Origin of the sequence: Yokenella regensburgei ATCC 49455 (genome assembly GCF_000735455.1) — a bacterium.
Classification (GTDB): domain Bacteria; phylum Pseudomonadota; class Gammaproteobacteria; order Enterobacterales; family Enterobacteriaceae; genus Yokenella; species Yokenella regensburgei.
In genome coordinates this window covers 20,539-43,026 of the sequence record NZ_JMPS01000029.1, presented here as the reverse complement: position 1 = coordinate 43,026, position 22,488 = coordinate 20,539, and the positions used below count along the sequence as shown (strand labels likewise).

Annotated in this window: 24 protein-coding genes; 16 read left to right on the top strand and 8 right to left on the bottom strand. The window is 57.3% G+C overall.

Annotated elements, in window-relative coordinates; translation table 11 throughout:
• The first annotated feature begins 65 nt into the window (after positions 1–65).
• Complete coding sequence (locus tag GYRE_RS08660; RefSeq protein WP_006818965.1) at positions 66–2,273, top strand: TonB-dependent siderophore receptor; 2,208 nt, start codon at positions 66–68, stop codon at positions 2,271–2,273.
• Between the two features lie 58 nt (positions 2,274–2,331).
• Positions 2,332–2,988, top strand: coding sequence for an enterobactin synthase subunit EntD (gene entD, locus GYRE_RS08655; protein WP_038254680.1), 657 nt, complete (start codon positions 2,332–2,334; stop codon positions 2,986–2,988).
• Here entD and GYRE_RS08650 read toward each other — a convergent pair.
• Positions 2,966–3,697 (bottom strand): GNAT family N-acetyltransferase, encoded by a 732-nt coding sequence (locus GYRE_RS08650; protein WP_038254677.1) that lies wholly within the window; start codon positions 3,695–3,697, stop codon positions 2,966–2,968. The genes entD and GYRE_RS08650 overlap by 23 nt on opposite strands.
• A gap of 163 nt (positions 3,698–3,860) precedes the next feature.
• Here GYRE_RS08650 and GYRE_RS08645 point away from each other — a divergent pair, with 163 nt between their 5' ends.
• From GYRE_RS08645 to GYRE_RS08605, 9 genes are all read left to right on the top strand, one after another.
• Complete coding sequence (locus tag GYRE_RS08645) at positions 3,861–5,429, top strand: ABC transporter substrate-binding protein (RefSeq protein WP_038254674.1); 1,569 nt, start codon at positions 3,861–3,863, stop codon at positions 5,427–5,429.
• Positions 5,430–5,450: 21 nt separating this feature from the next.
• On the top strand, positions 5,451–6,473 hold the full coding sequence (locus GYRE_RS08640; protein WP_038254671.1) for an ABC transporter permease: 1,023 nt from the start codon (positions 5,451–5,453) through the stop codon (positions 6,471–6,473).
• The gene (locus GYRE_RS08635) at positions 6,473–7,306 is read left to right on the top strand and encodes an ABC transporter permease (protein ID WP_038254668.1); all 834 of its coding nucleotides are present in this window, start codon (positions 6,473–6,475) and stop codon (positions 7,304–7,306) included. Before GYRE_RS08640 ends, GYRE_RS08635 begins: the two co-directional genes overlap by 1 nt.
• Complete coding sequence (locus tag GYRE_RS08630) at positions 7,299–8,135, top strand: ABC transporter ATP-binding protein (RefSeq protein WP_038254664.1); 837 nt, start codon at positions 7,299–7,301, stop codon at positions 8,133–8,135. The genes GYRE_RS08635 and GYRE_RS08630 overlap by 8 nt, the downstream gene beginning before the upstream one ends.
• Positions 8,122–8,826: an ABC transporter ATP-binding protein gene (locus GYRE_RS08625; protein WP_038254661.1), complete on the top strand. Its 705-nt coding sequence runs from the start codon at positions 8,122–8,124 to the stop codon at positions 8,824–8,826. The genes GYRE_RS08630 and GYRE_RS08625 overlap by 14 nt, the downstream gene beginning before the upstream one ends.
• Positions 8,827–8,896: 70 nt before the next feature.
• Positions 8,897–9,151, top strand: a complete 255-nt coding sequence (locus GYRE_RS08620) for a DUF1158 domain-containing protein (protein ID WP_006818957.1) — start codon at positions 8,897–8,899, stop codon at positions 9,149–9,151.
• A 100-nt stretch (positions 9,152–9,251) separates the two neighbouring features.
• Complete coding sequence (locus tag GYRE_RS08615; protein WP_038254658.1) at positions 9,252–10,028, top strand: COG4705 family protein; 777 nt, start codon at positions 9,252–9,254, stop codon at positions 10,026–10,028.
• Positions 10,029–10,031: 3 nt separating this feature from the next.
• Entirely contained in the window at positions 10,032–10,700 is a 669-nt protein-coding gene (locus GYRE_RS08610; protein ID WP_038254655.1) for a response regulator, read from the top strand.
• On the top strand, positions 10,676–12,082 hold the full coding sequence (locus GYRE_RS08605) for a sensor histidine kinase (RefSeq protein ID WP_038254652.1): 1,407 nt from the start codon (positions 10,676–10,678) through the stop codon (positions 12,080–12,082). The genes GYRE_RS08610 and GYRE_RS08605 overlap by 25 nt, the downstream gene beginning before the upstream one ends.
• Position 12,083: 1 nt before the next feature.
• Here GYRE_RS08605 and GYRE_RS08600 read toward each other — a convergent pair whose 3' ends face one another.
• Positions 12,084–12,425: a RamA family antibiotic efflux transcriptional regulator gene (locus tag GYRE_RS08600; protein WP_038254648.1), complete on the bottom strand. Its 342-nt coding sequence runs from the start codon at positions 12,423–12,425 to the stop codon at positions 12,084–12,086.
• A gap of 33 nt (positions 12,426–12,458) precedes the next feature.
• Positions 12,459–13,559 carry an MBL fold metallo-hydrolase gene (locus tag GYRE_RS08595; RefSeq protein WP_038254641.1) on the bottom strand — a complete coding sequence of 367 codons (1,101 nt, stop codon included), beginning with the start codon at positions 13,557–13,559 and terminating at the stop codon, positions 12,459–12,461.
• 192 nt (positions 13,560–13,751) lie between these two features.
• On the opposite strand from GYRE_RS08595, the gene GYRE_RS08590 reads away from it, so the two are divergent.
• From GYRE_RS08590 to nfsB, 3 genes are all read left to right on the top strand, one after another.
• Positions 13,752–14,333 carry a TetR/AcrR family transcriptional regulator gene (locus GYRE_RS08590; RefSeq protein ID WP_006818951.1) on the top strand — a complete coding sequence of 194 codons (582 nt, stop codon included), beginning with the start codon at positions 13,752–13,754 and terminating at the stop codon, positions 14,331–14,333.
• Complete coding sequence (locus tag GYRE_RS08585; RefSeq protein ID WP_038254638.1) at positions 14,333–14,701, top strand: MmcQ/YjbR family DNA-binding protein; 369 nt, start codon at positions 14,333–14,335, stop codon at positions 14,699–14,701. Before GYRE_RS08590 ends, GYRE_RS08585 begins: the two co-directional genes overlap by 1 nt.
• 117 nt (positions 14,702–14,818) lie before the next feature.
• Positions 14,819–15,472 carry an oxygen-insensitive NAD(P)H nitroreductase gene (nfsB, locus tag GYRE_RS08580; RefSeq protein WP_006818949.1) on the top strand — a complete coding sequence of 218 codons (654 nt, stop codon included), beginning with the start codon at positions 14,819–14,821 and terminating at the stop codon, positions 15,470–15,472.
• Positions 15,473–15,503: 31 nt separating this feature from the next.
• Here nfsB and GYRE_RS08575 read toward each other — a convergent pair whose 3' ends face one another.
• The 4 genes from GYRE_RS08575 to GYRE_RS08560 all read right to left on the bottom strand — a co-directional run bounded on the left by GYRE_RS08575 (position 15,504) and on the right by GYRE_RS08560 (position 18,167).
• Positions 15,504–15,791 carry a helix-turn-helix domain-containing protein gene (locus GYRE_RS08575; RefSeq protein ID WP_051860940.1) on the bottom strand — a complete coding sequence of 96 codons (288 nt, stop codon included), beginning with the start codon at positions 15,789–15,791 and terminating at the stop codon, positions 15,504–15,506.
• Positions 15,772–16,101 (bottom strand): type II toxin-antitoxin system RelE/ParE family toxin, encoded by a 330-nt coding sequence (locus GYRE_RS08570; protein WP_038254635.1) that lies wholly within the window; start codon positions 16,099–16,101, stop codon positions 15,772–15,774. Before GYRE_RS08570 ends, GYRE_RS08575 begins: the two co-directional genes overlap by 20 nt.
• A gap of 137 nt (positions 16,102–16,238) precedes the next feature.
• Positions 16,239–17,270, bottom strand: coding sequence for a hypothetical protein (locus tag GYRE_RS08565; RefSeq protein ID WP_038254633.1), 1,032 nt, complete (start codon positions 17,268–17,270; stop codon positions 16,239–16,241).
• Positions 17,271–17,294: 24 nt separating this feature from the next.
• Positions 17,295–18,167, bottom strand: a complete 873-nt coding sequence (locus GYRE_RS08560) for a helix-turn-helix transcriptional regulator (RefSeq protein WP_038254630.1) — start codon at positions 18,165–18,167, stop codon at positions 17,295–17,297.
• A 108-nt stretch (positions 18,168–18,275) separates the two neighbouring features.
• Here GYRE_RS08560 and GYRE_RS08555 point away from each other — a divergent pair, with 108 nt between their 5' ends.
• Both GYRE_RS08555 and GYRE_RS08550 read left to right on the top strand, forming a co-directional pair.
• Complete coding sequence (locus GYRE_RS08555; RefSeq protein ID WP_038254627.1) at positions 18,276–19,721, top strand: MFS transporter; 1,446 nt, start codon at positions 18,276–18,278, stop codon at positions 19,719–19,721.
• A gap of 84 nt (positions 19,722–19,805) precedes the next feature.
• Positions 19,806–21,050, top strand: coding sequence for a mechanosensitive ion channel family protein (locus GYRE_RS08550; protein ID WP_006818943.1), 1,245 nt, complete (start codon positions 19,806–19,808; stop codon positions 21,048–21,050).
• A 30-nt stretch (positions 21,051–21,080) separates the two neighbouring features.
• On the opposite strand, the gene pheP is transcribed toward GYRE_RS08550, so the two are convergent.
• Positions 21,081–22,472: a phenylalanine transporter gene (gene pheP, locus GYRE_RS08545; RefSeq protein WP_006818942.1), complete on the bottom strand. Its 1,392-nt coding sequence runs from the start codon at positions 22,470–22,472 to the stop codon at positions 21,081–21,083.
• Positions 22,473–22,488: the final 16 nt, after the last annotated feature.

Sequence of the window (22,488 nt, the reverse complement as noted above, 5' to 3'; positions counted from 1 at the left end):
TTTGCATTTGCAATAGCGTTATGCCGCGCGTTTTTTTATTAAGAACTTTCATAGCAGGACACACAATGAATAACAAAATCACATCCCTGGCCGTTCTGGTCTCTCTGGGAATTTACGGGGTTGCATTACCACTGCATGCAGAAGAAACCATGGTCGTGACCGCCGCCGAGCAGAACTTGCAGGCGCCAGGCGTGTCGACGATCACCGCCGATGAAATCCGTAAAAATCCGCCCGCTCGCGATATCTCGGAAATTATCCGCACCATGCCCGGCGTGAACCTGACCGGTAACTCCACCAGCGGTCAGCGCGGCAACAACCGCCAGATCGATATCCGTGGTATGGGTCCGGAAAACACGCTGATTCTGGTTGACGGAAAACCGGTCACCAGCCGCAACTCTATCCGCCTCGGCTGGCGTGGCGAGCGTGACACCCGCGGTGATACCGGCTGGGTACCGCCAGAAATGATTGAACGCATTGAAGTGATTCGTGGCCCGGCCGCAGCCCGCTACGGTAACGGTGCCGCCGGTGGTGTGGTGAATATCATCACCAAGAAAAGTGATGGCCAGTGGCACGGCTCGTGGAATACCTACTTCAACGCCCCGGAGCACAAAGACGAAGGTTCCACCAAGCGTACCAACTTCAGCCTGAGCGGCCCGATGGGCGAAGGCTTTAGCTTTAACCTCTACGGCAACCTTGATAAAACGCAGGCCGATGCCTGGGATATCAACCAGGGCCATCAGTCAGAACGTACCGGTATCTACGCCGATACCCTGCCAGCCGGGCGTGAAGGGGTCACCAACAAGAATATTAACGGGGTACTGCACTGGGACTTTGCGCCGATGCAGTCTCTTGAAATGCAGGCGGGCTACAGCCGCCAGGGCAACCTCTACTCTGGCGATACCCAGAACACCAACTCCAACGATCTGGTGAAAGAGAACTACGGTAAAGAGACTAACCGCCTGTACCGCCAGAACTACTCCATGACCTGGAACGGCGGCTGGGACAGCGGCGTCACCACCAGCAACTGGGTGCAATACGAGCGCACGCGTAACTCGCGTAAAGGCGAAGGCCTGGCCGGCGGCACCGAGGGGATCTTCAGCAGTAACAGCTTCTCAGATATCGATCTCTCCGATCTGATGCTGCACAGCGAAGTCAACCTGCCCCTCGATTTCGTGATAAATCAGAACCTGACCCTCGGTAGCGAGTGGAACCAGCAGCGCATGAAGGATATGTCCTCCAACACCCAGACCTTCATGGGTGGCGATATCCCGAACTCCAGCAGCACCGGACGCAGTCCGTATTCCCAGGCCGAGATCTTCTCGCTGTTCGCGGAAGACAACATGGAAGTCACCGACTCCACCATGCTGACCCCGGCGCTGCGCTTTGACCATCACAGCATCGTGGGCAACAACTGGAGCCCGGCGCTGAACCTGTCTCAGGGCTTAGGTGACGACTTTACGCTGAAAATGGGTATCGCCCGCGCCTATAAAGCACCCAGCCTGTATCAGACCAACCCGAACTATATCCTCTACAGCAAAGGCCAGGGCTGCTACGCCAGCGGTAACGGCGTCGGCTGCTACATGATGGGTAACGACGACCTCAAGGCCGAAAACAGCATCAACAAAGAGATTGGCCTGGAATTCAAACGTGATGGCTGGTTAGCCGGTATCACCTGGTTCCGTAACGACTACCGCAACAAGATTGAAGCGGGCTATGCGCCAATCGGTCAGACCGCCAAAGGCACCACGAAAACGGATATCTACCAGTGGGAAAACGTGCCTAAAGCGGTGGTAGAGGGACTGGAAGGGACGCTGAACGTACCGGTCAGCGAGACCGTCAGCTGGACCAACAACGTCACTTACATGTTGCAGAGCAAAAACAAAGAGACCGGCGATCGTCTCTCCATCATTCCGGAGTACACGCTGAACTCGACGCTAAGCTGGCAGATCCAGCAGGATCTCTCCGTGCAGTCCACCTTCACCTGGTACGGCAAACAGCAGCCGAAGAAGTACAACTACAAGGGTGAACCGGCCACCGGCAGCGAGACAAACGAAGTCAGCCCGTACAGCATTGTTGGTCTGAGCGCCACCTGGGATGCCACCAAAAACGTCAGTCTGACGGCGGGTGTGGACAACCTCTTCGATAAACGCCACTGGCGCGCAGGTAATGCCCAGACCACCGGCGGCAACACCGGCTATATGTACGGTGCGGGTGCAGAAACCTATAATGAATCCGGCCGTACCTGGTTTATGAGTGTGAACACGCACTTCTGATACGTTATTAATTGTTAATCCAGCCCTCTCCGCGAGGAGGGGGCCTGTGAGACGCTTCATGCAAAATCAGCACACCACGTTTTGCCTAGCCGGTGCCGAAGTTCATCAACTGGAATTCGATGCCGCCACCTTTCTTGAGCACGACTTACTGTGGCTTCCGCACCACGCACAGCTCAGCCACGCCGCCATCAAACGCAAAGCCGAACATCTGGCCGGGCGTATTGCCGCAGCCCATGCGCTGAAGGCGCTTACCGGCCGCGTCGATATTCCGGGCATCGGGCCGCAGCGTGAACCACTCTGGCCACGTGAGGTTCGCGGGAGTATTAGCCATAGCGCGAGTCTGGCGGTCGCCGTCGTGGTGAATAACGACCGGGCGCTGGTCGGCATTGATATCGAAAATATCATGGAGGAATCAATAGCAAGTGAGTGCTGGCAAACCGTTATCAATGACGCGGAACGCCAGCGTCTGCACTCACTCCCCTTCGCCACCGCCGTCACGCTGGCTTTCAGCGCGAAAGAGAGTCTGTACAAGGCGCTGCATTACCGGGTCAACCAACTGCTGGATTTTACCTGCGCCGAGGTGGTCGCGCTGACGCCTCTCACCATGACTCTGGCGCTCACCGAGCCGCTGGCGGGCTTCCCCAAAGGCACCGCCTTCACGCTGCACTGGCAGGTTGAGGCGGAGCGGGTACTTACTCTGCTGTGCGCGGCGTAGCGCTTAAAGCCTGGCGCACGTCATGCATCGAGCGCCGCTGTTGACCCTCTGAGGTAAAATTATTCGCTTCCAGCCAGGCCTGAAGCACCGCATCACGCTCGGGCCATTCACCATCAATGATGGAGAGCCAGTCGCTGTCACGGTTACGTCCTTTACGCACGATCTTCTGGCGAAAACGCCCCTCAAAAGTGAAACCAAGACGCTCTGCCGCTCGTCTTGAGGCGGTATTGAGCGAATCACATTTCCACTCCACGCGCCGGTAGCCGCAGGCAAAGGCTTCGCGTAGTAATAGCCAGACGGTTTCCGTACCCAGCACGCTATTTTTCATTCGCGGCGACCAGGTCACGTGGCCGATTTCCACCGTGCCGTTGGCGCGATCGATAGCCATCAGACACACCAGCCCTACCGCCCTGTCGCTACGGTTATCGATCACCGCAAACGGCACCAGAGAAGGGTCGGCGGTTTTCAGTAATAGCCAGGTCTGAGTGTCCGCGACCGATTGCGGGCGCCGGCTTGCAAGCCACGTCCAGTCACGCTCATCCTCAGCCTGCGCGTAGGCATCATACAAATCTGCGGCGTGCGTCTGGGCACACTGCGTTTCCAGCCGACAATAGCGGCCCGTCAGCGTCTTTCGGCGCAACTGCTCAGCCCCCTGCCATTGTGGCAACGGGGCGCCAACCTCCTGACCATATTCATTTATTTCCGTCACATAGTGCTCCTTTTAAAGAGATATCTGGCGACTCATGCTTTCTACTTCTTGGTTATGCATTTATCGCATAAGCATTTCTGAATTATGACTTTACGGATTTTCAATCGAGCCCTAACGTAGCAAAGCATAATAATCACACAATATCATTTTTCAGGGATTGCTCATGGCTAAAAAACTGTTATCTATCGTGGTATTGGCCGCGCTGTCGGCCCCATCCTGGGCCGCAACGCCCCCGAATACGCTGGTCGTTGCCCAGGGTCTTGACGATATCGTCAGCCTTGACCCGGCGGAGGCAAACGAACTCTCCAGTATTCAGACCGTCCCGAGCCTGTATCAGCGCCTGGTACAACCCGATCGCGACAACCCGGAAAAAATCACCCCGGTGCTGGCTGAAAGCTGGCAGGCCGATCCGGCCGCCAAAACCCTGACCGTGAAGCTCCGGGGAGAGGCTAAATTCGCCTCCGGCAACCCGCTGCGTCCGGAAGACGTCATTTTCTCTTACCAACGCGCGGTGAAGCTCAATAAATCACCGGCGTTTATCCTCAACGTGCTCGGCTGGCAGCCGGACAACATCGACGGTCAGTTGAAGAAAATCGACGATCATACGCTACAGCTGCACTGGACCGCCGACGTCAGCCCGGCGGTGGCGCTGAATATTCTCTCAACCCCCATCGCCTCTATCGTCGATGAGAAGCTGGTCAGCGCCAACGTGAAGGGCGACGACTTCGGTAATAGCTGGCTTAAGATGCACTCCGCCGGCAGCGGCGCGTTCAAAATGCGCGTGTATCAGCCGCACCAGGCGATTGTGCTCGACGCCAACGAATCCGCCCCCGGTGGTGCGCCGAAACTTAAAAATATCATCATCAAAAACGTGCCGGATCCGGCCTCCCGCCGCCTGCTTATCCAGCAGGGTGACGCCGATGTCGCGCGCGATTTAGGTGCCGATCAGATTGCGGCACTGCAAAACAAGCCTGGCGTAAAAGTGCTGAGCATTCCTTCCGCCGAGCAAAATTATCTGGCGTTCAACACCACCAACAGCGCTAACCCACTCCTGAACAACCCGGCATTCTGGGAAGCCGCACGCTGGCTGGTAGACTACGAAGGCATCACCAAAGACCTGCTGAAGGGTCAGTACTTTGTGCACCAGAGCTTCCTGCCGGTTGGTTTACCGGGCGCGCTTGATAACAATCCGTTCAAGTTCGATCCGCAAAAAGCGAAAGCGATTCTGGAAAAAGCCGGGATTAAAGACGCCCATTTCACTCTCGATGTGGAAAACAAACCGCCGTTTATCACCATCGCCCAGTCGATGCAGGCCAGTTTTGCCCAGGGCGGCGTGAAGGTCGACTTACTCCCGGCCGCCGGTAGCCAGGTGTATGCCCGCGTACGCGCGAAGCAGCATCAGGCGGCAATTCGTCTGTGGATCCCGGACTACTTCGATGCCCACTCAAACGCCAGCGCTTTTGCGTGGAACGACGGAAAATCCAGCACCGTAGCCGGACTTAACGGCTGGAAAATTCCCGAGCTGAACCAGCAGACGCTCGCCGCCGTCGCCGAGCCGGATCCGGCCAAACGACTGGACCTGTACAAGAAAATGCAGGAAGAACTCCAGCGCAGTTCACCGTACGTCTTCATCGACCAGGGCAAAACCCAGATAGTCGTGCGTGATGCGGTGAAGGGTTATCAGCAGGGGCTGAACGCCGACATGGTCTGGTATGACAAAGTGACGAAGTAATCGGGCAACAAGAGATCCCCAATGCCACAGTTCTCCACCCACGTGACGCGCGTGCTGCAGGGTCTGTTGACCCTGTTGCTGACGCTTTTCGGGCTGCTGCTCGTCACGTTTGCGCTCTCCGCGCTCTCCCCGATCGACCGGGTGTTGCAGATAGTCGGCGATCACGCCAGTCAGTCGACTTACGATCAGGTTCGCCACCAGCTTGGCCTTGACCGTTCGCTGCCCGTCCAGTTCTGGCACTATCTGCAGAATCTGGCCCACGGCGATCTGGGCATCGCCAGCGCCACCGGGCAGCCGGTGTTGCACGATCTGCTGGCGGCCTTCCCCGCCACTCTTGAGCTGGCGACGCTGGCGTTAGTCATTGGCGCATTTTCAGGGGTAATAGCCGGGGTGCTCTGCGCCCGCTATGTTGGCTCACCGCTGGATCTTGCGGTGCGCACCTTTACTCTGCTCGGCAACTCAGTGCCTATTTTCTGGCTCGGTCTGCTGATGCTGGCGCTGTTCTACGCGAAGCTGCAGTGGAGCGCGGGGCCAGGGCGACTCGACGATATCTATCAGTTCACCGTCGAGGCAAAAACCGGCTTTGTCCTTATCGATACCTGGCTTTCTGGCGACCACGAGGCGTTCAAAAACGCCCTCAGCCACCTGGTGCTACCGGTGCTGCTGCTGGCCTACTATGCCCTTGCGAGCATTACCCGCCTCACCCGCTCCGCCTGTCTGAGTGAGATGAATAAAGAGTACATCTTGCTGGCACGCGCCAAAGGGGCCGGGGAAATGACGATCCTGCTGCGCCACGTCCTGCCCAATATTCGCGGCACGCTGCTGACGGTGATAGCCCTCTCCTGGACCGGCATGCTGGAGGGCGCGGTGCTGACCGAGACCGTCTTCTCCTGGCCGGGCATTGGCCGCTACCTCACCACGGCGCTGTTCGCCGGGGACACCACCGCCATTATGGGCGGAACGCTGCTGATAGGCGTCTGCTTTGTGCTTATCAATAATCTCACCGATCTGCTGGTGAAGCTGACCGACCCGAGGGTGCGCTGATGCCGGTATCATTATTTTTACAGCGCCTGCGCCGCTCTCCTGCTGCCTTTTGCGGGCTGATTCTGGTCGGGCTGCTGCTGGCAATCGCCCTTTTTGCGCCGTGGCTTGCGCCACAGGATCCCAACTGGCAGGACGCCGCCGCGCGCCTGCAGGCACCTGATGCTCAGCACTGGCTCGGGACCGACAGCTACGGGCGCGATCTGCTATCACGCCTGCTGTACGGCACCCGTCCGGCACTGGGTCTGGTGGCGCTGGTGACAATAATCACCCTACCCGTCGGCCTGCTGGTGGGCATTCTTTCCGGCTACTACGGCGGCTGGCTGGAGCGGATCCTGATGCGTTTTACCGACGTAGTGATGTCGATGCCACGCCTCATCCTCGCCTTCGCCTTTGTCGCGATGCTGGGTCCGGGGCTGGTCAGCGGCGCGCTGGCACTGGCGCTCACCACCTGGCCCGCCTACGCCCGCCAGGCACGCAGCGAGATCCAGCGCCTGCGCCATAGCGACTATCTCGCGGCGGCCGAGATGATGGGTATCCGGGGCTGGCGCCTGCTGGTGGGCCACATTTTACCGCTGTGTCTGCCCTCGGCGATTGTCCGCCTGGCGCTCGATCTGGCCGGCATTATCCTCGCCGCCGCCGGACTTGGCTTCCTCGGGCTCGGTGCCCGCCCGCCGATGGCGGAATGGGGGGCCATGATTGCCGACGGTATGCAGGTAATTTTCGATCAGTGGTGGGTTGCCGCCATCCCTGGCGGTGCTATTTTGCTCGCAAGCCTGGCTTTTAATCTGCTGGGCGATGGCCTGCGCGACGTTCTGGAGCCACAACATGACTGAACCACGGCTGTCCGTTCAGGGGCTGAATATTGACTATCCCGGTGCCCGAGTGGTTAACCACCTCAGCTTTACCCTTGGCACCGAACGCCTGGCGCTGGTGGGCGAATCTGGCTCCGGTAAATCGATGACCGCCAGAGCCCTGATGGGGCTGGTACGTAAACCCGGTGTGGTCAGCGCCGAAACGCTGCAGGTGCTGGATAACGACCTCCTGACGCTCAGCGGGCGCGACTGGCAGCGGCTGCGCGGCAACGGTATCGCGATGGTGCTGCAGGATCCACGCTACGCGCTGAACCCGGTGAAAAGTATTCACGCACAAATCAGCGAAGCGTTAACCCTTCATCAGCGCCTGAACCGCGCCCAGCGCGAAGAGAAAATCCAGCAGGCTATTGCCGCCGTGGGTCTCGATCCCCGGGTATTGCAGCGTTACCCCGGCGAACTTTCCGGCGGGATGGGCCAGCGGGTGATGATTGCCATCGCCCTCATCAACGATCCGCAGGTGCTGATTGCCGATGAACCCACCTCGGCACTCGACGCCCGCCTGCGTAACCAGATCCTCGAACTGCTGGTTGAACAGTGCGAACTGCGTCAAATGGCGATGCTGCTGATAAGCCACGACCTGCCGCTGGTAGCAGAGCACTGCCACCGCGTGCTGGTAATGTACCAGGGGGAAAAGGTTGACGAAATGCCGGCACATGCGCTGGCGCACGCGACGCATCCCTACACCCAAACGCTGTGGAACTGCCGTCCCAGCGCCAGCACCTGGGGTACATCGCTTCCTACTCTTGACCGTAGTCTGAGCTTCACGGAGAAACCGCATGACCATCGTTGATATCAACGCGCTTCAGGTCCGCTTCGTCGACAAAGTTGCGGTGAAAAATGCCACGCTCAGCGTGCAGGCCGGGGAAACCTTCAGCCTGATAGGCGAGTCGGGCTGCGGTAAATCCACCATTTTACGGGTGCTGGCCGGGTTACAGCGGGAGTGGCAGGGCGACGTGTCGCTGCTGGGTTCGGCGATTGTCCCCGGCACCCGTTTTCAAGGGGCGCTGCGGCGTAATGTGCAGATGGTGTTTCAGGATCCCTACGCCTCTTTGCATCCTAACCATACGCTGTACCGCACGCTCGCCGAGCCGCTGCACATTCAGGGCGAAACTCACCTTGATAGGCGTGTGGCAACGGCGCTGGAAGAAGTGGGCCTGCCTGCGGACGCCAAAGAGCGCTACCCGCACCAGCTTTCCGGCGGTCAGCGTCAGCGTGTCGCTATTGCCCGGGCGCTGCTGTTGCGCCCGCAGCTCCTGCTGCTTGATGAGCCCACCTCGGCGCTGGATATGTCGGTACAGGCTGAAATCCTTAACCTGCTGAATAAACTCAAGCAGGAGCACGGCATGACCTATCTGCTGGTGAGCCACGATGCCGACGTTATCGCCCATATGTCGGACCGCGCCGCCTTTATGGCAGAAGGCGTGATCCAGCGTTTTTTCGACCGCCCGGCTTTGGCGCGAGGGGAACACCGGATGGGCTAATCTCAACTTCTGCTGCGTTATGCGGTACATTACGCAGCATGAGTTTTCTTTAACGGATAATTAACCTCTGATGAAACACCCGCTGGAATCGCTGATGACCGCCGCCGGTATCTTGCTGCTGGCCTTTCTTTCCTGCCTGCTGTTGCCGGCCCCTTCTCTCGGGCTGGTGCTGGCGCAAAAGCTGGTGGTTCAGTTCCACCTGATGGATCTCAATCAGCTGTACACTCTGCTGTTTTGTCTGTGGTTTTTACTGCTGGGCGTGGTGGAGTATTTTGTCATTCGCTATATCTGGAGACGCTGGTTTTCGCTCTCCGACGCCGCCTAAGTCATCTCTAAGTTTTCACCGGTAAACTCAACCACCTCAACGACGCTTCTGGCGTTATTTACCTGAGTTTACCGGCACAGAGATGCCTGAGGCAGGAATCATGCTTTCCACAATTAACACCCCCTCATCGTTTTCAATGAACAAAGTCCCGGAAGTCACCCTTCTCTTCTGGCTGATTAAAATGATGTCCACCACCGTCGGGGAAACCGCCGCCGACTTTCTGAATGGCAATCTGGGCTGGGGGCTGACTAATACGTCGCTGTTTACTGGCCTGCTGTTTGTGGTGGTGCTGTTTTTCCAGATGCGCTCCGATCGCTACATTCCGGTGCTCTACTGGTCGACGGTGCTGTTAATCAGCGTGTTTGGTACGCTGGTCACCGATAACCTGACGGACCATTTCGGCGTACCGCTCGCGCTCTCGACCCTCGTTTTTACCGCTCTGCTGCTGGTGGTCTTCGGCATCTGGTATGTCAAAGAGAAAACCTTATCCATCCATAGTATCAACACCTTTAAACGTGAGGCGTTTTACTGGACCGCCATTCTGGTGACCTTTTCGCTCGGCACCGCCGCAGGCGACTGGGCGGCGGAAGGACTGGGCCTCGGCTATCTGAACGCGGCAGTGATGTTCGGCACGATGATCCTGATGACCGCCACCAGCTATTATCTGTTTCGCGCCGACAGCGTACTGTGTTTCTGGATTGTCTACATCCTGACCCGCCCGTTTGGCGCTTCCTGTGGTGACCTGCTGTCACAGCCTCCGGCCAACGGTGGCATTGGGCTTGGCACAACGGGGACCAGCGTCCTGTTCCTGCTGGCTATCATTAGTCTGATTGGCTACCTTACATACCGGATGAAAATCGATTCGCTTGAGCCCTAATCCATGAGAATACTGCTGGTTGAAGACGATGTAATGGTTGGCGAAGTGCTGGAAAGCTCGCTGAAAGACGCCGCCTACGCCGTAGACTGGGTGAAAAACGGCAACGATGCCCTGAGCGGTTTTGCCGCTCAGCCCTACGATGCGGTGCTGCTCGACCTCGGTTTACCGGATAAAGACGGTTTTGCCGTACTGAGCGGTGTGCGGCAAAAAAATGCCAACGTACCGGTATTAATTCTCACCGCCCGCGATGCGCTGCCCGATCGGCTGAAAGGGCTGGATGGCGGCGCGGATGACTACATTCTCAAACCTTTCGAAATGAGTGAACTGCTGGCGCGGATCCGGGCGGTCATCCGCCGCCAGACGGGGAGCCGCTCGCCGGTGATGAGCAATGGCATGATGACGCTGGATCCCGCCACCCATGAAGTGTGCCTTGTCGCCAGCAAAGCGTGCTTTGTCTTATCGAGCCGGGAATACGCCCTGCTCGCGGCGCTGATGATGCGCCCTGGAGGGATCTTCTCACGCCGGGAGCTGGAGGACAGCATTTACGGCTGGGGTGAAGAGGTCGAAAGCAACGCCGTCGAGTTTCTTATTCATGCCCTGAGAAAGAAACTGGGCCGCGAAGCCATTAAAAACATCAGGGGAGTCGGATGGCAGGTCTCAAAAAACGGGTAACCCACTCGATACAGCGGCGCTTATCCGCCGCGTTGTGCGTCGCCATCTTCGCAACAGCCCTTATTTCAGGCGGGTTCACGTTCTACTTTGCGCTCGATGAAGCCCATGAGCTGCAGGACAACACCCTGGTGCAGTTGGCCACGTTGGTAACCTCTTCCGCAGGCAACGATGGCGCTCAACATAGCGTAAGCCCGCGACCGGAAGGCGATAACGACGCCCGGATAATCGTGGAGTACCTCACCACACAGGTTCAACAGACGCCGGTGGCAAACAACACCTTCCACCTGCGCCCGCCGTTCAAAGAAGGTTTTCAGGATATTGTGACCGCCGACGGCGCCTGGCGGGTGCTGGTGCATCCGCTCACCGCGCAGCGTTGGGTTGCGATTGCTCAACCGACCAGCGTGAGAAATGAAATTGCCCTGAACAGCGCGCTCCTCACGCTTATTCCTTTCGCTATTTTGCTGCCCATCCTGCTGCTGGTCACCCACGACCTTATCAGAAAAACCTTTCGCCCGGTCGTTCGCCTGGCAAACGATGTGCATCGCCGGGATGAGCAATGTCTGACGCCGCTGGAAGCACAGGGCGTTCCGGAGGAGATCCGCCCTTTCGTCAACGGTATCAATAATCTCCTCAACAAAGTCGACGTGGCGATGCAGAACCAGCAACGGTTTATTGCCGATGCAGCCCACGAGCTGCGCACGCCGCTGACCGCGCTTTCTCTGCAGGCCGAACGACTGGCAGCCTCGGAAATGTCCAGCGAAGCGCAGAGCCGCTTGAGTGCGCTGCGTCAGGGATTAAAGCGTACACATCATCTGCTTGAGCAACTGCTGGCGCTGGCCAGAGAACAGCAGGCCCCAGCGGAGTCACTCAGAGAAAACGTCGCGATCGATGCGCTATTCAGGCAGGTTATCGAAGCCCTGTTGCCGCTGGCAGCGGATAAGCATATTGATATTGGCGTGGTCGAGCCGCTACCGGTAAATACGCAACTCCTGACCGATCGAAACACCCTCTACACGGCGTTAAAAAACCTGGTGGAGAATGCCGTGCGCTATGCCCCGGAAAACGGGCAGGTCGATTTGCGGCTGACGCAGGACGGGAACAAGATGGTCATTGAGGTTGAGGATAATGGTCCAGGGATTGATGAGAACAAGATCGAACGGGTGTTTGACGCCTTCTACCGGCTGGAAGGCACGCAACAACCGGGATCCGGTCTTGGATTATCGATTGTAAAGACCTGCGTGCAGCGCCTCGGCGGCAGTATCACCCTTGCCCGCTCGGTACATTTTGCCTCTGGATTGCAGGCAAGGCTCACGCTCCCCCTGGTATCAGGAGATATTTTCGATACAGAGAAACCACCCCTTCCAGGTGAGAAAGGGGTGTAGATTAATGCGCGTTGCCGTGATGAGCTTTACGCCAGGCACCCGGCGGCTGTTTGTAAGCGCGGGTGAAAATGCGGGTAAAGGTCTGCTGGGAGTCAAACCCGTACTTCAGGCAAATGTCGTACACCTTCTGGTCAGTGTCGCGGAGATCGCGCGCCGCCGACTGCAGTTTACGTTCACGAATATAGCGCCCCAGGCTTTCGCCTTTATGCTGCAAAAACAGCCGTTGTAGATGCCATTTTGAGTACCCCGCATGACGCGCAATATCGTCAATACGCAATGGCTGGTGCAAGTTGTCGTCTATCCATTCAACGATGGTTTCAATCACCTGAGTGGAAATGGTCATACTGCTCTCCCCTCTGCTAAAAAACGGGGTGGATTACTCCCACCACGCTTGAAATTGCTGGCTACGGTCGTGAAGGTTTACCGGTTCTCCCTGAACGGGGGTCAGTAAACGGTAGTGCTTGTCCTGACTCGCAGCGGTCAGGCGCTTCCACGGATCGTCCCAGGTATGTTTTGCCAGCACAAAACGCCCGGAGTGCCCCGGCAGTACCGCTTCTGCATTGAGATCAACCGCCGCCTGCGCCGTCTCTTCCGGCATCATGTGGATGTACTTCCAGTCCTGGTCGTACTGCCCGTTTTCCATAATCGCCAGGTCGACTTTGCCAAATTGCTCACCGATGGCCTTAAAGTGCGGGCCATAGCCGCTGTCACCGCTGTAGTAAATATTTTGCTCCGGGGTAACAAACATAAAGCTGCCCCACAGGGTCTGGTTGCGCTTGAGCCCGCGCCCGGAGAAGTGGCGGGCGGGCAGCACGTGTACCGTCAGGTTATTCGTCACCGTGATGTGCTGGTTCCAGTCCGCCTCACTAATAATGCTGCTGTCCATACCCCAGTAACGCAGGTGCGAACCCACGCCCAGCGGCGTAATCACCCGGCGCACCTTCGGCATCAGCGCCTTGATGGTGGCGTAATCAAGATGGTCGTAATGGTCATGGGAGATAATCAGCAGGTCTATCTCCGGCATATCCTGCGCTTTCCACGGATACTCTCCGGCAAAGGCTTTATTCAGAAAACTGAACGGCGCGGCGTAATCGCTGAACACGGGATCTATCAGGATGCGCTGGCCCGCCAGCTGCAAATACCAGGAGGAGTGGCCGAGCCAGATCATCACCTCTCGCTCACGTGGCAGGCTGGCAAGATCGGTTTTCACCATCGGCAGCGGCTGCGCCGGGCGTGCGTTCTCACGTTTTGCGGTCAAAAACTCCCACCAGGCCGCCAGCATGTTTTTATCGCTGGTAAAGCCGGGGGTGGGTAACTGATTTTGAAACTGGCCGTCACGGTAGTGCGGCGAGCTCTCTATCGCCCCACGCTGCGCGCCCTGCGGCGCTTGCCCGAAACCGGGATTAAGCACAAACGGTAAACTCGTTGCAGATGCAATTAACATGAGTACAACCACGCTGAAATAGTGTCGCTTCATTTCCCGACCAGCAAAAACCGTTCCATCCACCTGGAACGTCTGAGTAAGACTTGATTATGAGTGAGTAAGCACTCATTATAGAAAGAGAGCGAAAGTCGTCAAGCCGATTTTCAATTTTTGACATTCCCCGTTGAAGTGTAAGTATCCTGCATGTTTCAATCTGGGGTTTAGGCGTCAGAGAGGTAAAGTGTAGTGGCTCGTCCGAAAAGTGAAGATAAAAAACAAGCATTGCTGGAGGCGGCTACCGCCGCGTTTGCCCAGTCAGGGATTGCGGCCTCAACCGCGACCATCGCCCGCGGCGCTGGCGTGGCCGAAGGCACCCTGTTTCGCTATTTCGCCACCAAAGACGACCTGCTGAACGTACTTTATCTGCATATCAAAGCCGATTTGATTGAGGCGATGCTTTCGCGTCTCGATCCTAACGCCACCAGCTCTAAAGAGCATACCCGCAATATCTGGAACAGCTACATCGACTGGGGGATCCGCAACCCCATGCGCCATAAGGCGATCCGCCGCATGGCGCTCAGTGAAAAAATCACCGAAGACACCAAAGAGCAGGTAAATAGCATGTTCCCGGAGCTGCACCAGCTCTGTGAGCGTTCGGTGCGCCCACTGTTCTTGACGGCAGAGTATCAGGCCTTTGGCGATGCGCTGTTTCTGGCGCTTGCGGAAGCCACCATTGAATACGCGAGCAACGAGCCGCAGCGCGCCGATGATTTTATCGCCGTCGGTTTTGAGACCATGTGGCTGGCGCTGGCAGAGGAGAATCCCTGATGGAGGCCAGCACCTTCCACGCTATCGCCCACCGCCTGGCACTGGAGCATCCCTTCACCGAGCACTGCTGGCCGTTCGGGCCGGAGTATGACGTGTTTAAAGTCTGCAACCGCATCTTCATGCTGACGATGACCGTCCGCGGGCGTACGCTGATTAATCTCAAAGCCGACCCGCAAAAATCCCTGCTTAACCAGCAGATCTACCGCAGTATCGAACCCGGCTATCACATGAACAAAAAGCACTGGATAACGGTGACGCCGGGGGAAGATATCAGCGAAGATCTGCTCGCCGAACTGATCGCCGACTCCTGGCATCTGGTCGTGGATAAACTGCCAAAAAAAGATCAGAAACGGCTACGCCCGGGCTGATTTTGTTGGTAAAACGATAAGTGTTATCGTTTTTTTGCCCCTTATCATGCCCCCCTTCGCCCTGTAATCTGCGTAAACGAATCGCACCCCGGGTGCACAAAATATTGAGGAATCGTTATGGATATCGTGTCTGTTGCCCTGAAACGCCACTCGACTAAGGCTTTCGATCCGAGCAAAAAACTGACTGCTGAGCAGGAGAAAAACCTGAAGACCCTGCTGCAATACAGCCCGTCCAGCACCAACTCGCAGCCGTGGCATTTTATCGTGGCGAGCACAGACGCCGGTAAAGCGCGCGTGGCCAAAGCCGCCGCCGGTGGTTTCTCCTTCAACGAGCGTAAAATTCTTGATGCTTCTCACGTGGTGGTGTTTGCGGCTAAAACCGCAATGGACGACGCCTGGCTTGAGCTGGTGGTCGACCAGGAAGACCGCGATGGTCGTTTCGCCACCCCGGAAGCAAAAGCGGGCAACCATAAGGGCCGCACCTTCTTTGCCGATCTGCATCGTAAAGATTTAAAAGATGACGGGCACTGGATGGCAAAACAGGTCTACCTGAACGTGGGTAACTTCCTGCTCGGTGTGGCAGCAATGGGTCTGGACGCCGTGCCGATCGAAGGTTTCGACGCCGCCGTGCTGGATGAAGAGTTCGGTCTGAAAGCAAAAGGCTTCACCAGCGTGGTTATCGTCCCGGTGGGACACCACAGCGTGGAAGATTTCAACGCCGCACTGCCGAAATCTCGTCTGCCACAAAGCGTCACGCTGACTGAGGTTTAATCTGCGGCCGCACGCCACAAGGCGTGCGGTACTAATACAGCAGGATCTGCGGATGTTTGATGCCGCAAGCAATGGCGTAGCGCGTTAGCGTATCGAGACTGGCTCGGGTCACATTGGCTTCCATTCTTGACACCGTGGGAGCGCTGACTCCCATCCGCTGCGCGACCTGAGAACGGGTAAGTCCGGCGTGAGCCCGCCATTCGGATAACATTTTCCGCAACCGTTCTTCTCGCTCCAGTGCATCGAAAGCAACTTGTACATCGCTTTGCGCCAGCAGATCCGCGCGTAATACATCCCACTCAATGATTTTCTTGCTCATTTAGCATCTCCCTGAGTCTCTTCAACGCCAGCGCTATTTCGCTTGCAGGCATCTTCTGGCTCTTTTTTACAAAAACGCGCAGGAGAAAAATGACTCTGCCACGCTGAAATGCGTAGAGGCCACGACTCTGTATCGCCCCCAGCGTTCGAACCTCAAACAACCCATCGCGAAGCGGTTTGCTATAAGGCTCTCGCAGGACCAGTGGATCCTGTCGCAGCTTATCCAACAGGTGAATCATTTTCGCCTGTACGACAGCTGGCAGGCTTTGTAGCTCTGCCCTGACGCGTTCATGCACAATAAGCCTGAACATATCTCTTCTTCCCTGACAATATTAACATATAAGGCAATTTAGATTAAAAGCTAAATTACCTCGTCAGAGCAGAGCGTAAACAAAAAGATGAAACAAGTCCGAATGCGGCTGTCGTTCCTGAACCGCGCTTCAGAAAATTATCGCTTCTCCCCCGCATGCCAGATTTTCTCCGCATAGCGGCCCAGCACTGCCAGCGAAACGGCGAGGATCAGGAAGAACAGCACCTTGTGCAGGCTATCCCAGAAGTATTCAAAGAAGCGGGTATAGAGATTGATGGCAAGGAAGGTCAGACCGAAACCGCGCAGCATCCCGTCGTCGGTTTTGAAGCTAATCCACAGACAAATCCCTGCCGCTACGGCAAACAGCAGCGCCCACGGCAGCAGCGCTTCGCGGGTGACCGCGCTCCAGCTATCGATATCATAGTTGCCAAAAATCGACATGATCCACAGGGCGATAAAGAGCCAGGTCAGCCCCATCGCTTTACTGACGGTGAATAACCTGCGTTGTTGCAACCAGCCTTTCAGCAGGTAGCAGGCCAGCAGCAGCACGGCGCCAAACAGCACGAAGCGAATCGGGTAGTTCATCCCAAGCCAGTAGGCTCCCCAGCCAGACATATACCCCGTTTCGGCACCAAACCAGTTGCCCAGCGAGAGCAGAAAGAACAGCCATACCAACCCGGAACGGCCAAAAAAGCCGATAAGACCATAGATGGCGCAGCCCAGCAGAAACAGCGGCGCGACATGACCGCTGCCGTTATCGAGCTTTTCCCCCACCTGCCAGAGCATTACCGCCGTAAACACAACGCCGAGAAACAGGATAGCTTCCGTGCTGTAGTGCCACTGCGTTTCTCGCCGCTGACGGCGGAATCCCCAGACGTAGCAACCCACCGCCAGCAGCAACGGAACGCCAATCCGCGCGAGATCGGTGGAGTAGAACAGGCCGATAAACCAGGCCATCAGTTCACTGTCGGCAAACAGGCTTGCCAGCGCTATCAGCAGGCAGGCGAGCGCCGTCCAGAAGGCGTATTTGCTCAGGCGCTGCCAGTCGAACGTTGCCGGGTGTAGTGAACCGGTCAACCGTTGCTTATCCTCGGCGGTCAGTTGCCCCTGTTGTTCCCATTCGTCGAGCGCGCGACGGATAATGCGGTCCTGCTTACGGGTAACGTTCATCCTGATTCCCTGTGTCACAATAAGTTATTGAGCCTGCTGCGCCAGCCACGCAAGCGCGTTCTCTCCGGCATCATCCACCGGTAAATAGACCAGCAGCCGCGAACCGTTTCGCGGTGCGGAATACCAGTACATCTGCTGCAGGTTGAATACGCCAAGCTGCGGATGATTAAAGGTTTTGATCTGGTTTTCTACGCCACGCACCTCATAACGCTGATGCCACAGCGCTTCAAACTCAGCAGAGGCGGCAAAAAAGCGCGCCAGCTGGTTTTCCCACGCCGCGTCTCCGCGATGCTCCGCCATCGCCGCGCGAAAGTAAGAGACGAAGGTCGGCAGCACGTCGCGGTTCTCCAGGCGGCTACGCCATGCCGGGTGAGTAAGATAAAGATAGATGCAGTTGCGGTCTTCTTCCGGCAACGTACTGAAATCAACGCCCATCAGATGACAAAAACTGTCGTTCCACGCCACGATATCAAAATTAGGTTTCTGGATACTCGCCGGCTGTGGCATCAGGCTGTCGAGCATGCGCCGGGTACCGGCGCTGATACCTTCGCACTGCGGCACGTTGAGCGACTCCACCGGGGGCAAACCCGCCAGCACGAACAGGTGGCGAGTCTCCAGCGGGCTGCACTTCAGCGCCGCCGCCACCGCCTCCATCACCGCCGCCGACGGATTCACTTCTCTGCCCTGCTCAAGCCAGGTGTACCAGGTCACGCCGACATCGGCAAGAAACGCGACCTCTTCCCGCCGCAGTCCCGGCGTGCGACGACGCCCGCTGCGCGGTAGCCCGAGGCGCTGCGGGTCGAGGCTCTCACGCCGGGCGCGTAAAAATGCCCCTAACTGTTTACGGCGATCGTCCTGTGCCGTTGTGTGCGGCTCCGTTGGGATCATTATGCTCATCGCTCCCCCCAGCATAGTAGTGCCAGTACCAGTATAAGCAGGAACTGGTACCCGTTTTATAGTTCAGCGATGCTACGTCCATTATCAGAATGACGCAATGGAGCTAACATGAATTCATCTGCTGTTTCACCCCTTGTTTCTCCCGGAAAAGCGGGCCTGCTGCTGTTGCTCAGCGGGCAGATGTTGCCGCTTATCGATACCTCAATCACCAACGTCGCACTGGACTCCATTACCCTGTCACTACACACCTCTGCCACACAACTGGAGCTGATTGTCGCCCTCTACGGGGTCGCCTTCGCCGTGTGCCTGGCGATGGGCAGCAAACTTGGCGATAACTTTGGCCGTCGTCGCCTGTTTATGTGGGGCGTAGCGCTGTTCGGTATTGCTTCGCTGCTCTGCGGGATGGCGGGAAGCGTGAACGAGCTGCTGGCTGCCCGCACGCTGCAGGGCGCAGGTGCAGCGCTCATCGTGCCGCAAATACTCGCCACCCTGCACGTCACCCTGCGGGGGAGCGCTCATGCCCGCGCCATCAGCCTGTACGGCGGTATCGGCGGCATCGCGTTTATCGTGGGGCAGATGGGCGGCGGCTGGCTGGTATCAGCGGATATCGGTGGCCTCGGCTGGCGTAACGCCTTTTTTATCAACGTGCCTATTTGCCTGTTGGTGCTGGCACTAAGCCGCCGCTATGTGCCGGAAACGCGCCGGGAGACACCGGCACGCATTGACTGGCAGGGAACGTTGTTGCTGGCGGCCCTTCTTTGCTGCCTGCTGTTTCCTCTGGCGCTGGGCCCGGAGATGCACTGGCCGCTGACGCTGCAGCTGATGCTGGCAGCAACCGCACCGCTGCTGGTGCTGATGTGGGCGAGCGCCCAACGTAAAGAACAGCGTGGCGAACAGCCGCTGCTGCCGCCTCGCCTGCTGCGCATGAACAGCGTACGTATCGGAACGGTGATTGCGCTGCTATTTTTCAGCGCCTGGTCTGGATTTATGTTCTGTATGGCGCTGACCATGCAGGCTGGTCTCGGGATGGCTCCGTGGCAATCCGGCAATAGCTTCATCGCCCTTGGCGTGGCTTATTTTGTCTCTGCGCTGTACGCCCCGCGTCTGATCGCACGCTACAGCATGGGGCGCATTTTGCTGACCGGCATTACGGTACAAATTAGCGGCCTGCTGCTTCTGATGCTTACGTTCTGGTATTACGGCCAGCGTACTTCCACCCTGACGCTGGTGCCTGCAACGTCGCTTGTCGGTTATGGTCAGGCGCTGATTGTGAACACCTTTTATCGCATCGGTATGCGCGATATCTCCGCCTGCGATGCCGGTGCGGGCAGCGCGCTGCTGAGCACTCTGCAACAATCCTCGCTGGGGCTCGGCCCGGCGGTGTTAGGCACGTTGTTTCTGACCCTCGAGCAGCACAGCGGCGGCAGCTACCGCGAGGCGATTGTCGGTTTCCTCGGCGTCGAGGTGTTAATGATGGTTGTGCTGGGGGGATTCGGGCTCTGGCAACGCCAGCGTCTGAACTGCCGGGTGTTAATCGGTGCAACCGCGAAGTAGCACACCTGACCAGGCCCGCCCGGGCCTGGTTTGCATAATAAGCGCTCAACGGTCATGATAAATGCTGATTGAACAGGAGACGTTATGCAGGAATTGATATCCGCGATTGAAGCACTCGGCATTAAAATTAATCACACCAGTACGCTGGCGATTATCTTTGGCATCATCTTTCTCACCGCGATTATTGTGCATCTGATACTGCATCGGATTGTGCTGCGGACCTTCGAAAAACGGGCTCAGGCCAGCCAGCATCTGTGGCTGCAGATTATCACCCAGAATAAGCTCTTCCACCGCCTGGCCTTTACCCTGCAGGGGATTATTGTCCAGATCCAGGCCATGCTGTGGCTACAAAAAGGCAGTGATGCCGCCAGTATCCTTATCACCTGCGCTCAGCTGTGGATCATGCTCTACGCGCTGCTGTCGTTTTTCTCGTTACTCGACGTCGTGTTTAACCTGTCGCAGAAGCTGACGTTCTCATCACAGCTGCCGCTGAAGGGGATCTTCCAGGGCATCAAACTGGTGAGCGCCATTCTGGTCGGGATCCTGATTATCTCGCTGCTGTTGGGACAGTCACCGACCATTCTGATTAGCGGCCTCGGCGCGATGGCCGCGGTGCTGATGCTGGTCTTTAAAGACCCTATACTCGGGCTGGTGGCGGGGATCCAGCTGTCGGCAAACGACATGCTGCGCCTCGGCGACTGGCTGGAAATGCCGAAGTACGGCGCTGACGGGGCCGTGACCGATATCGGCCTGACCACGGTAAAAGTGCGCAACTGGGACAACACCATCACCACCATTCCCACCTGGTCGCTGGTGTCTGATTCCTTTAAAAACTGGAGCGGAATGTCGGCCTCCGGCGGTCGCCGCATTAAGCGCAGCATTAACCTCGATACCACCAGCATTCATTTTCTTGATGCCGAAGAGCAGCAGAAACTGATTCAGGCGCGCCTGCTGAAGCCGTACATGGATTCGCGCCACGAGGAAATTAACCAGTGGAATGCGCAGCACGGCCTCGGCGAGTCGGTGCTTAACCTGCGCAAAATGACCAACGTGGGCACCTTCCGCGCCTATCTGAACGAATATTTACGCAACCACCCGCGCATTCGTAAAGATATGACGCTGATGGTTCGCCAGCTGGCGCCGGATAACAACGGTTTACCGATCGAGATCTACGCGTTTACCAACACCGTGGTATGGGCGGAATATGAGAGCATTCAGGCCGATATCTTCGACCATATTTTCGCGGTCGTGGATGAGTTTGGTTTACGGATCCATCAGTCGCCAACCGGCAACGATATCCGGGCGCTGGCAGGAAGTATGGTGAGATAAATGAACGGGCGCGAGAAGCGCCCGTTTTCATCAGGCCTTACGGCGCAGCAGTTTAAACGCCGCGAAGAGGAAGAGCACCCACACCGGCAGCAGCATCGCCGAGGTGCGCATGCTGTCGATGGTGCACATCAGCCCCAGCACCATCAGCAGAAACGCAATGCACAGATAGTTGCTGGCAGGCGACATCAGCGCCTTAAACTTCGGCTCACGACCTTTGCGGCGCATGGCGCAGCGGAACTTCAGGTGCGCCATACAGATCATTATCCAGTTCAGCAGCAGCGTCACCACCACCAGTGCCATCAGCAAACCAAAAGCTTCCTTCGGCAGCACGTAGTTCACCAGCACCACCAGCGACGTAATCGCCCCCGAGAGCAGCAGCGAATTTACCGGTACGCCGCGGCGGCTGATACGGGTGAGGAACTTCGGTGCGTTACCCTGTACGGAGAGACCGAACAGCATACGGCTATTGGAATAAACGCCGCTGTTATACACCGACAGCGATGCCACCAGAATGACAAAGTTCAGCGCAGAAGCCACCACGCTGCTGTTCAGATTATGGAAAATCATCACGAACGGGCTGCTGTCTGACTGTACGCCTACCCACGGGTAGAGCGTCAGCAGCACCACCAGCGAGCCGATATAGAACAGCAGAATACGGTACACCACCTGGTTTACCGCTTTTGGAATCGATTTTTCCGGGTCACAGGCTTCGGCGGCAGTAATGCCCACCAGCTCAAGCCCACCGAAGGAGAACATGATAACCGCGAGGGAAAGAATCAGCCCATGCCAGCCGGTTGCCATAAAGCCACCGTACTTCCACAGGTTGTCGACGCTGGCGTGCTCGCCGCCGTTGCCGGAGAACAGCATCCACAGGCCAAAGCCAATCATACCGATGATCGCCAGCACTTTAATCAGCGCAAACCAGAACTCGGTTTCGCCATACAGGCGCACGTTGACCAGGTTAACGGCGTTAATCAGCACAAAGAAAATCGCGGTCCACGCCCAGGTGGGGACGTCAGGTAGCCAGTACTGCATGTAGATCCCGGCGGCGGTAAGCTCAGCCATGCCAACCAGCACGAACATCACCCAGTAGTTCCAGCCGGAGAGGAAGCCGGCGAACGGGCCCCAGTATTTATAAGCAAAGTGGGCAAATGACCCGGAAACCGGCTCTTCGACCACCATTTCGCCCAGCAGGCGCATGATCAGGAAAGCGATGATCCCGGCGATGGCGTAACCCAGCAGTACGGCTGGTCCCGCCATCTGAATAGCGGGCCCAATCCCGAGGAAAAGCCCGGTACCAATGGCGCCGCCGAGGGCGATAAGCTGAATATGGCGGTTCTGTAATCCACGATGAAGCGTCGGCTCTTGCGACGACGACGCATCCGCTGACGTCTGGTCAGATGCTGATGACGCGTTATTCACGTCTTTCCCCTGTCAT

Bases quoted from the DNA above. Each gene is read 5' to 3' on its own strand.
- GYRE_RS08660 (WP_006818965.1), top strand. From the start codon at position 66: ATGAATAACAAAATCACATCCCTGGCCGTTCTGGTCTCTCTGGGAATT.
- entD (WP_038254680.1), top strand. From the start codon at position 2,332: ATGCAAAATCAGCACACCACGTTTTGCCTAGCCGGTGCCGAAGTTCAT.
- GYRE_RS08645 (WP_038254674.1), top strand. From the start codon at position 3,861: ATGGCTAAAAAACTGTTATCTATCGTGGTATTGGCCGCGCTGTCGGCC.
- GYRE_RS08640 (WP_038254671.1), top strand. From the start codon at position 5,451: ATGCCACAGTTCTCCACCCACGTGACGCGCGTGCTGCAGGGTCTGTTG.
- GYRE_RS08635 (WP_038254668.1), top strand. From the start codon at position 6,473: ATGCCGGTATCATTATTTTTACAGCGCCTGCGCCGCTCTCCTGCTGCC.
- GYRE_RS08630 (WP_038254664.1), top strand. From the start codon at position 7,299: ATGACTGAACCACGGCTGTCCGTTCAGGGGCTGAATATTGACTATCCC.
- GYRE_RS08625 (WP_038254661.1), top strand. From the start codon at position 8,122: ATGACCATCGTTGATATCAACGCGCTTCAGGTCCGCTTCGTCGACAAA.
- GYRE_RS08620 (WP_006818957.1), top strand. From the start codon at position 8,897: ATGAAACACCCGCTGGAATCGCTGATGACCGCCGCCGGTATCTTGCTG.
- GYRE_RS08615 (WP_038254658.1), top strand. From the start codon at position 9,252: ATGCTTTCCACAATTAACACCCCCTCATCGTTTTCAATGAACAAAGTC.
- GYRE_RS08610 (WP_038254655.1), top strand. From the start codon at position 10,032: ATGAGAATACTGCTGGTTGAAGACGATGTAATGGTTGGCGAAGTGCTG.
- GYRE_RS08605 (WP_038254652.1), top strand. From the start codon at position 10,676: ATGGCAGGTCTCAAAAAACGGGTAACCCACTCGATACAGCGGCGCTTA.
- GYRE_RS08600 (WP_038254648.1), bottom strand. From the start codon at position 12,425: ATGACCATTTCCACTCAGGTGATTGAAACCATCGTTGAATGGATAGAC.
- GYRE_RS08595 (WP_038254641.1), bottom strand. From the start codon at position 13,559: ATGAAGCGACACTATTTCAGCGTGGTTGTACTCATGTTAATTGCATCT.
- GYRE_RS08585 (WP_038254638.1), top strand. From the start codon at position 14,333: ATGGAGGCCAGCACCTTCCACGCTATCGCCCACCGCCTGGCACTGGAG.
- nfsB (WP_006818949.1), top strand. From the start codon at position 14,819: ATGGATATCGTGTCTGTTGCCCTGAAACGCCACTCGACTAAGGCTTTC.
- GYRE_RS08575 (WP_051860940.1), bottom strand. From the start codon at position 15,791: ATGAGCAAGAAAATCATTGAGTGGGATGTATTACGCGCGGATCTGCTG.
- GYRE_RS08570 (WP_038254635.1), bottom strand. From the start codon at position 16,101: ATGTTCAGGCTTATTGTGCATGAACGCGTCAGGGCAGAGCTACAAAGC.
- GYRE_RS08565 (WP_038254633.1), bottom strand. From the start codon at position 17,270: ATGAACGTTACCCGTAAGCAGGACCGCATTATCCGTCGCGCGCTCGAC.
- GYRE_RS08560 (WP_038254630.1), bottom strand. From the start codon at position 18,167: ATGAGCATAATGATCCCAACGGAGCCGCACACAACGGCACAGGACGAT.
- GYRE_RS08555 (WP_038254627.1), top strand. From the start codon at position 18,276: ATGAATTCATCTGCTGTTTCACCCCTTGTTTCTCCCGGAAAAGCGGGC.
- GYRE_RS08550 (WP_006818943.1), top strand. From the start codon at position 19,806: ATGCAGGAATTGATATCCGCGATTGAAGCACTCGGCATTAAAATTAAT.